6 protein-coding genes are annotated in these 8101 nt (G+C 68.5%); 5 read left to right on the top strand and 1 reads right to left on the bottom strand.

What is annotated here, in order from left to right; translation table 11 throughout:
• The first annotated feature begins 233 nt into the window (after positions 1-233).
• From ITI46_RS31885 to ITI46_RS31865, 5 genes are all read left to right on the top strand, one after another.
• A complete protein-coding gene (locus ITI46_RS31885) occupies positions 234-404 on the top strand; it encodes a hypothetical protein (protein WP_209243421.1) in 171 nt (56 codons plus the stop codon).
• 115 nt (positions 405-519) lie between these two features.
• Positions 520-930, top strand: coding sequence for a BlaI/MecI/CopY family transcriptional regulator (locus ITI46_RS31880; RefSeq protein ID WP_209243420.1), 411 nt, complete (start codon positions 520-522; stop codon positions 928-930).
• A 9-nt stretch (positions 931-939) separates the two neighbouring features.
• A complete protein-coding gene (locus tag ITI46_RS31875) occupies positions 940-1464 on the top strand; it encodes an amino-acid N-acetyltransferase (protein ID WP_209243419.1) in 525 nt (174 codons plus the stop codon).
• Between the two features lie 162 nt (positions 1465-1626).
• Positions 1627-1965: a histone-like nucleoid-structuring protein Lsr2 gene (locus tag ITI46_RS31870; protein ID WP_209243418.1), complete on the top strand. Its 339-nt coding sequence runs from the start codon at positions 1627-1629 to the stop codon at positions 1963-1965.
• A 571-nt stretch (positions 1966-2536) separates the two neighbouring features.
• On the top strand, positions 2537-5062 hold the full coding sequence (locus ITI46_RS31865) for an ATP-dependent Clp protease ATP-binding subunit (RefSeq protein ID WP_209243417.1): 2526 nt from the start codon (positions 2537-2539) through the stop codon (positions 5060-5062).
• 230 nt (positions 5063-5292) lie between these two features.
• Here ITI46_RS31865 and ITI46_RS31860 read toward each other — a convergent pair whose 3' ends face one another.
• Complete coding sequence (locus ITI46_RS31860; protein WP_209243416.1) at positions 5293-7878, bottom strand: NACHT domain-containing protein; 2586 nt, start codon at positions 7876-7878, stop codon at positions 5293-5295.
• Positions 7879-8101: the final 223 nt, after the last annotated feature.

Raw genomic sequence — 8101 nt, 5'->3', positions numbered from 1 at the left:
AGGTCTTCCCGCCCCGCCGCCGCCAGTCCCCGTCGGCTCCGTCCTCGCCGCCGCCTCCGCCCCCCTCCGAGCCGTCCGAGGAGCCGGAGACGGAGCAGCGCGGCACCGCCCCGCAGCGCCTCGCCGTCCCGGCGTGAGCCACCCGCCCGGCCCTCGCCGGCTCCCCCGGGGGCGTCCGTCCGGCACGAGGGCCGGCGTTAGGCTGGGGGCCTGTTCACCGAGGAGGCCCAGTCATGGACTACGTCGCCGCACTCACACCGCCGCTCGTGATGGCGGTGGCATTCACGGCGCTCATCGTGACGATCGTCAAGACCCAGGGCGGCGCGAACAAGGCCAAGGAGGACGGCATCGTGGACGCCGCTCTCTCCCGCGCCGAGGCGACCCGGCAGAAGCGCCGGAGCTGACGGCAGGGGACTGCGGCAGGGGCTGACTGCGCCGGCCGACAGCTGAACCCGTACCCACCCCGCCCGCTTCCCGGCCAATTCCCTCGATTCGGACATTTTCCACTATTATTCTTCTGTGCCGAGGCCATTGGGAGAGCTGGAAGATGCCGTGATGACCCGGGTATGGCGCTGGAACCGCCCGGTCACTGTGCGGGAAGTCCTCGAAGATCTCCAGAAGGAACGCACCGTCGCCTACACGACGGTGATGACGGTAATGGACAACCTGCGTCAGAAGGGCTGGCTGAGGCGGGATCAAGAAGGCCGCGCCTATCGATATGCGGCCGTCTCCACTCGCGCGGCATACTCCGCCGCTCTCATGCATGAGGCATGGTCGGCCAGCGACAACCCGGCCGCGGCACTTGTCGACTTCTTCGGGATGATGTCTCCGGAACAGGCCGATGTCCTGCGTACCGCGTTGCGTGTCGTACATCTGAACGGTGTCCATCTCGATCCCCCCGCTGCAGGCGGCGAGGGCGAGGCTCGATAGCGTCCGTTCATGGCAGAACGCGCACCGCTATCCCAGGTCACCATCCGCAGGGCACGTACGGCCGATGTCCCGGCGGTGCGCCGGCTCATCGACGCCTACTCGCGCGACCGCATCCTGCTCGACAAAGCCACCGTGACGCTTTACGAGGACATCCAGGAGTTCTGGGTGGCGGAACGGGATGCGGACGCGGAAGTCGTCGGCTGCGGCGCGCTGCACGTCATGTGGGAAGATCTCGCGGAGGTCCGCACCCTCGCCGTCGACCCCGTACAGCGCGGAACGGGTGTCGGTCATCTGCTGCTGGAGAAGCTGCTGCGCACCGCCCGGTGGATCGGGGTGCGGCGCATTTTCTGTCTCACCTTCGAAGTGGACTTCTTCGCCAAGCACGGCTTCACCGAGATCGGCGAGACTCCGGTGGACGGCGATGTCTACAGCGAGCTGCTGCGTTCCCCCGACGAGGGGGTGGCCGAGTTCCTCGGCCTCGAACGGGTGAAGCCGAACACCTTGGGTAACAGTCGCATGCTGCTGCATCTGTGAACCGCAGGACGAACCGCCCCCCGCTTTGTCCGAAAGATCCCGCCAATCCCAGCGGGGTCGCCGGGCAAACTCGACGCAGGGTTTGTGTTTCTCCGGAAAAAGCGGTTTGCTTTCCACGTCGGTATCTGTAATCCGTTATGCAAGGACGAATGGGAGTAGCAGGTGGCACAGAAGGTTCAGGTTCTTCTTGTCGACGACCTCGACGGCGGCGAGGCGGACGAGACGGTGACGTTCGCGCTGGACGGTAAGTCCTACGAGATCGACCTCACGACCGCTAATGCGGACAAGCTCCGTTCCGCTCTGGAGCCCTATCTGAAGAACGGCCGGCGTACCGGTGGCCGTTCCGCGCGCGGAAAGGGCGGCCGCTCCGCTTCCGGTTCCGGCGGCGGCCAGGACACCGCGAAGATCCGCGCATGGGCCAAGGAGCAGGGTTACGAGGTCAATGACCGCGGTCGCGTTCCGGCCAGCATTCGCGAGGCGTACGAGAAGGCCAACGGCTGACCTTTCCGGCCCACCGGTCGACCCCGACCCCGATGGCCGTCCCGGTTCGGGAGGCCCCCGCGCGGCGGCCTCCCCAGGGGTCCCGGATGCAGCAACCCGACCTTTGTCACGCTCTGTTGAGATTTGTCACGTAACGTACGCGCATTACGGCGCCCCCCGGAAAGCCGCCCCCCCCTGTTCGCCCTCAGCGGATGTGGGCCCCCGTATCCGGCCGATGCCGCATGGATTGTCACACCGAGCGGGTAAGAAGGCTCTGACAGCCAGGAAGCCCCAGGTGGCAGGGGCGGAGCGGGGGTGCTGAGTGACAGGCGCGACCGCAAGGCGAATACGTCGGTGCGGGGGTGTTCGCCTTCGGCGTAGTGGATCCAGGTGAATACGCCTGGCCTGCGGGAACATCGTCTCGCACCATCGGGTTGGAACTGTTGTCGGCTGTCCGGGGCAGGAGGCGCATGATCGACTGGGCTGGCGTCGGCAGTTGGAATGAGCGGTCCCCCGTTGCGGGACTAAGCTGCGGAAGGACAGCGAGGGGAGCGTCCCCTCACTGCCTGACCGCTCTGAGGAGCGATTAACGATGTTCGAGAGGTTCACCGACCGCGCGCGGCGGGTTGTCGTCCTGGCTCAGGAAGAAGCCCGGATGCTCAACCACAACTACATCGGCACCGAGCACATCCTTCTGGGCCTGATCCACGAGGGTGAGGGTGTCGCCGCTAAGGCACTGGAGAGCCTCGGGATCTCGCTTGAGGCTGTCCGCCAGCAGGTGGAGGAGATCATCGGACAGGGCCAGCAGGCGCCGTCCGGTCACATCCCCTTCACTCCTCGTGCCAAGAAGGTGCTGGAGCTGTCGCTCCGCGAGGCCCTTCAGCTCGGCCACAACTACATCGGTACCGAGCACATCCTTCTGGGTCTGATCCGCGAGGGCGAGGGCGTCGCAGCCCAGGTCCTCGTGAAGCTCGGCGCCGACCTGAACCGGGTCCGCCAGCAGGTCATCCAGCTCCTGTCCGGTTACTCCGGTGGCAAGGAAGCCGCCACGGCCGGCGGACCCGCCGAGGGCACGCCGTCCACCTCGCTCGTGCTGGACCAGTTCGGCCGCAACCTCACGCAGGCTGCCCGCGAGTCCAAGCTCGACCCGGTCATCGGGCGCGAGAAGGAGATCGAGCGGGTCATGCAGGTCCTGTCCCGCCGTACGAAGAACAACCCCGTGCTCATCGGTGAGCCCGGCGTCGGCAAGACCGCCGTCGTCGAGGGGCTGGCGCAGGCCATCGTCAAGGGCGAGGTGCCCGAGACCCTCAAGGACAAGCACCTCTACACCCTCGACCTGGGCGCGCTGGTCGCCGGCTCCCGCTACCGCGGTGACTTCGAGGAGCGCCTGAAGAAGGTGCTCAAGGAGATTCGTACGCGCGGCGACATCATCCTGTTCATCGACGAGCTGCACACCCTGGTCGGCGCGGGTGCCGCCGAGGGCGCCATCGACGCGGCGAGCATCCTCAAGCCGATGCTGGCCCGCGGCGAGCTGCAGACCATCGGTGCCACGACGCTGGACGAGTACCGCAAGTACCTGGAGAAGGACGCGGCCCTGGAGCGCCGCTTCCAGCCCATCCAGGTCGCGGAGCCGTCGCTGCCGCACACCATCGAGATCCTCAAGGGCCTGCGCGACAGGTACGAGGCGCACCACCGCGTCTCCATCACCGACGCGGCCCTGGTCGGCGCTGCCACGCTGGCCGACCGCTACATCTCGGATCGCTACCTCCCCGACAAGGCCATCGACCTGATCGACGAGGCCGGCTCCCGGATGCGCATCCGCCGGATGACCGCACCGCCGGACCTGCGCGAGTTCGACGAGAAGATCGCGAACGTGCGCCGGGACAAGGAGTCCGCGATCGACTCCCAGGACTTCGAGAAGGCCGCCTCCCTCCGTGACACGGAGAAGCAGCTGCTGGCCGAGAAGGCCAAGCGGGAGAAGGAGTGGAAGGCCGGCGACATGGACGTCGTCGCCGAGGTGGACGAGGAGCTGATCGCCGAGGTCCTGGCCACCGCCACCGGCATCCCGGTCTTCAAGCTCACCGAGGAGGAGTCCAGCAGGCTCCTGCGCATGGAGGACGAGCTGCACAAGCGCGTCATCGGCCAGGAGGATGCCATCAAGGCGCTCTCCCAGGCGATCCGGCGCACCCGTGCGGGTCTGAAGGACCCCAAGCGCCCCGGTGGCTCGTTCATCTTCGCCGGCCCGTCCGGCGTGGGTAAGACCGAGCTGTCCAAGACGCTGGCCGAGTTCCTGTTCGGGGACGAGGAAGCGCTGATCTCCCTCGACATGTCGGAGTTCGGCGAGAAGCACACCGTCTCGCGGCTCTTCGGCTCCCCGCCCGGCTACGTCGGCTACGAGGAGGGTGGCCAGCTCACCGAGAAGGTGCGCCGCAAGCCGTTCTCCGTGGTCCTCTTCGACGAGGTCGAGAAGGCACACCCGGACATCTTCAACTCGCTGCTGCAGATCCTGGAGGACGGCCGGCTGACCGACTCCCAGGGCCGGGTCGTGGACTTCAAGAACACGGTCATCATCATGACGACCAACCTCGGCACCCGGGACATCTCCAAGGGCTTCAACCTCGGCTTCGCCGGCCAGGGTGACGTCCGTGCGGGATACGACCGGATGAAGGCGAAGGTCAACGACGAGCTCAAGCAGCACTTCCGGCCCGAGTTCCTCAACCGTGTCGACGACACGGTGGTCTTCCACCAGCTCACCCAGGACGACATCATCCGCATCGTGGACCTGATGATCACGCAGGTCGACGAGCGGCTGAAGGACCGCGACATGGGCATCGAGCTGAGCCAGGACGCCAAGGAGCTGCTGGCCAAGAAGGGCTACGACCCCGTGATGGGTGCCCGGCCGCTGCGCCGGACCATCCAGCGCGAGATCGAGGACGTGCTGTCGGAGAAGATCCTCTTCGGCGATCTGCGCCCCGGTCACATCGTGGTCGTGGACACCGAGGGCGAAGGCGAGGGCAAGACCTTCACCTTCCGCGGCGAGGAGAAGTCCGCCCTTCCGGACGCTCCCCCGGTCGAGTCCGCCGCAGGCGGCGGCCCCAACCTGAGCAAGGAAGCGTGACCGGCCTGACGGCCTGAGCGCTGAGTGTGTAAGTGGGACCGACCCGGGACGGGTCGGTCCCACTTCGCGTTGGGACGGGGACGTGGCGCGCCCCGAAGGGGGCGCGGGGCTGTATTCATGTGCGGCTCCGCCGCGTGGGAGCGCTCAGCCACGAAGCACCCGCAGTCCGCGTACTTCGCTCAGGGGCAGCCCGTACCCGGAAGGGACGAGAGGGACAAGCACGCCCCCTCTTACGAAAGGATGCGTATCCCGTCCGGCACGCCATTCACCCGCGGCAGCCGCGGATTCACCCGCAACGTCATCAGCTGCGGAAACGCGGCGAGCCATTCCATCGATACGCCGAGATCGTAGGCGAGCCACAGATGGGTGAGCTGCTCGTGGACCAGCCCCTCCAGCAGCTCGTCCGGCGTGAAAGGCCCGCCGATCTGGACCCGCGCCCTGCCGCCCAGCTTCCGCAGCACGGCCAGTTCGTACCGGTCGGAGACCGGAAAGTAGAGCCCCTCGGGATCGAGGTGGGCGATGATCTCCTCGGCGTACCGGTCGGTGTCGAAGTTCCGCCATCCCCGCGCGAGCTCGGCGCGCAGCTCCAGTGAGGCCCGGTTCCGCAACTGGGCGAGATAGTGGATCGCCGCGTCGTCGTTGATGCGGGTGACGGTCACCGCGAGGCGGTGGGCTTCCTTGTCGGAGACGCCGGCCGGGTCGGGCAGCATCTCCAGCACTATCGGCCCCACCCAGCCCAGGCTGCGGGCGCCTTCGAGGGTGGTGGGCCGCACCATGTTGCGGGTCTCGCGGCGGATCCGGGTGTGGGTGTCCGGATCGAGCTCCGTGACATGCTCCAGGCAGGCAGCCGCCAGCAGTCGCCGCCGGTTGCGCTGCATGCCCTTGCGGCCGGGGGCCAGCAGCCCGCCCAGCAGCCGTGCGCACTCCGCGGGCCGGGCGTGAGCGACGGCCATCCGGATGACCTCCTCCCACTCCGCCTCGTGCGCGTGGTCGAGCAGCATGTCGAAGGCGCCCTGCTCGACGGTCTCCTTCGCGGCGAGATAGTCCTGCACCGTACGGTGGACGAACTCCACGGAACGGTCGGACTGTTCGCGCAGCAGCCCGGTGCGCAGCAGCAGGTGGTTGAAGATGTCCTCCGGCTGCCCCTGGCCCGCGGTCGAGGGGATGGCGGGCAGGCTTCGGGAAATCTCCTCCAGCGCCTCGTCCATGGTCAGCTCCGCCCGCCGGTCGACCAGCATCCGGTAGGCCAGCTTGCGCAGCAGCCGCTCGCGGGCGCCCCGCCGCAGCTTCACCGCGTCCGCGTACAGCACCCGGCGCTCCGGGTCCCGGCGCTGGAGCAGCATCTCCATCGCGGCCTCGTACAGCTCTTTGCGGCCCTGGGGCAGTGAGCCGGACCGGTCGCGGTTCAGGGCGCAGATCAGGCCGCACATCAGCGGGTTGGTGGCCAGCCCGCGCAGCTCGCGGTAGAGGGGGATGGAGGAGAGCAGCTGGTCGCGGTAGTCGGCCAGCCGCTGGTGGTCCTTGCCCTCGTCGTCGGCGGCCGCGGTGTGCCAGGCGGTGATGAAGGCGGCCACCTGGTCGCGGCTCATCGGCGCCAGCGCCAGCTCGTCAAAGCCCTCGTCCGCCAGCCAGTTCGGTTCGACGGCGGAGGGGCGCGCGGTCACCAGGCAGAAGTTGCCCGAATAGATCCGCATCAGCCGGCGCAACTGGTCGCGCAGCGCTGCCCGTTCGGTCTCCGGCACCTCGTCGATGCCGTCGACGAGCAGCAGCCCGCGCTCCTCGGTCAGCACCCGCGCCACCCAGCCGTCGGGCGCCTCGTCGGCGAGCGGGTGGCGTACGGCCCGCAGGAAGTTGTCGGGGGAGGGGAAGCCCTCGCGTGCGAACCGGCGGACAGGAAGGACGAGGGGGATCCGGCCGCGCAGCGACGCCAGCTCGGGCGGCAGCACATCGCGGGCCGTGGAGACGGCGAGCCACTGCACCAGCGTCGTCTTTCCGGACCCGGCGACCCCGCGCAGCAGTACCCGTTCGTGTCCCCCCAGCGCCCGGTCGGCGGGCAGCACGGGCTCCCCGCTGTCCCCGTCGCCGCTCTCCTCGCGCCGCTCCGGGCTGGAGAACTCGGCGCTGAGGCTGAGGTAGGTGGCGTCCAGCGACCAGTTGTCCGGGGTGTTCGGGTTCGGCAGATCGATGCCGTAGATGGTCAAACGGTTGTACTGCTCGGCAATGGAACGGGCGTAGCGGGCCTCGAACTCGGCGTCCACTGCCGACGGCTCCGGGCGGCCCCGTACGGCCTCCACATCGTTCAGGTCGATCAACTGGCGTATCCGGTGGGCGCGTTCCGGCATGCGGTCGGCGAGGACGGGGGAGCGGCGGATCAACTGGTGCAGCAGGTGCAGGCAGACGGTGACCAGCAGCCGGTCGTGGAACCAGGCCGCCTCCGGGCTCAGCTCCCGGTCGGCGCCGGGCACGGCGGAGCGCAGCTTGCGCGCGAAGTCCTGCGGGCCCAGGCGTACGGCCTGTACGTCCGTCGTGTCGAGCTCGCCCGTGATCCACAGCGTCCGGGAGAGCACAGCGGCCACCGGTTCCTCCTCCCCGGGCGGCAGCCGGTGGGCGGGCGCCGTGAGCCCCACCAGCTCCTGGGCGAGCGACAGCAGCGCCTCGTACGACAGCGGAGGGTTCTCCCCGCGGAACGAGACGAGCCGCGCCAGCAGCTCCTCCTTGTCGGCCCGCGCCCGGTCGGGCGTGGCTTCCACGGGCAGCAGCAGCTGGCAGACGAGCGGATCGGCGACGGTCGAGGCGAGCCTGACGGCGGGGTCCATGCGTTGGGGACTCCCTGGCGAGGGCGACGGTGGCGGACGGCGGCTGGTGCCGGTGGTCTGTTGACTGGTTGATAACCAGCGTAGGCCGTTCGTGTGTCTCCGGTCACCCTGCGTTCGCGTCAGCCTCGGCGTGGTGGTGGCGTGATGGTGACCTCGATGTGGGAGGGGAGGGGGGAGAGGTCGATGAGGCCTTGGGGGCGGTAGATGTTGATGCGTTGGAGGT

Source organism: Streptomyces oryzae (assembly GCF_017676365.1).
Taxonomy (GTDB): Bacteria; Actinomycetota; Actinomycetes; order Streptomycetales; family Streptomycetaceae; genus Streptomyces; species Streptomyces oryzae.
Note: the sequence above shows the minus strand (reverse complement) of the source record. Positions and strands in the feature narration are given on the sequence as shown.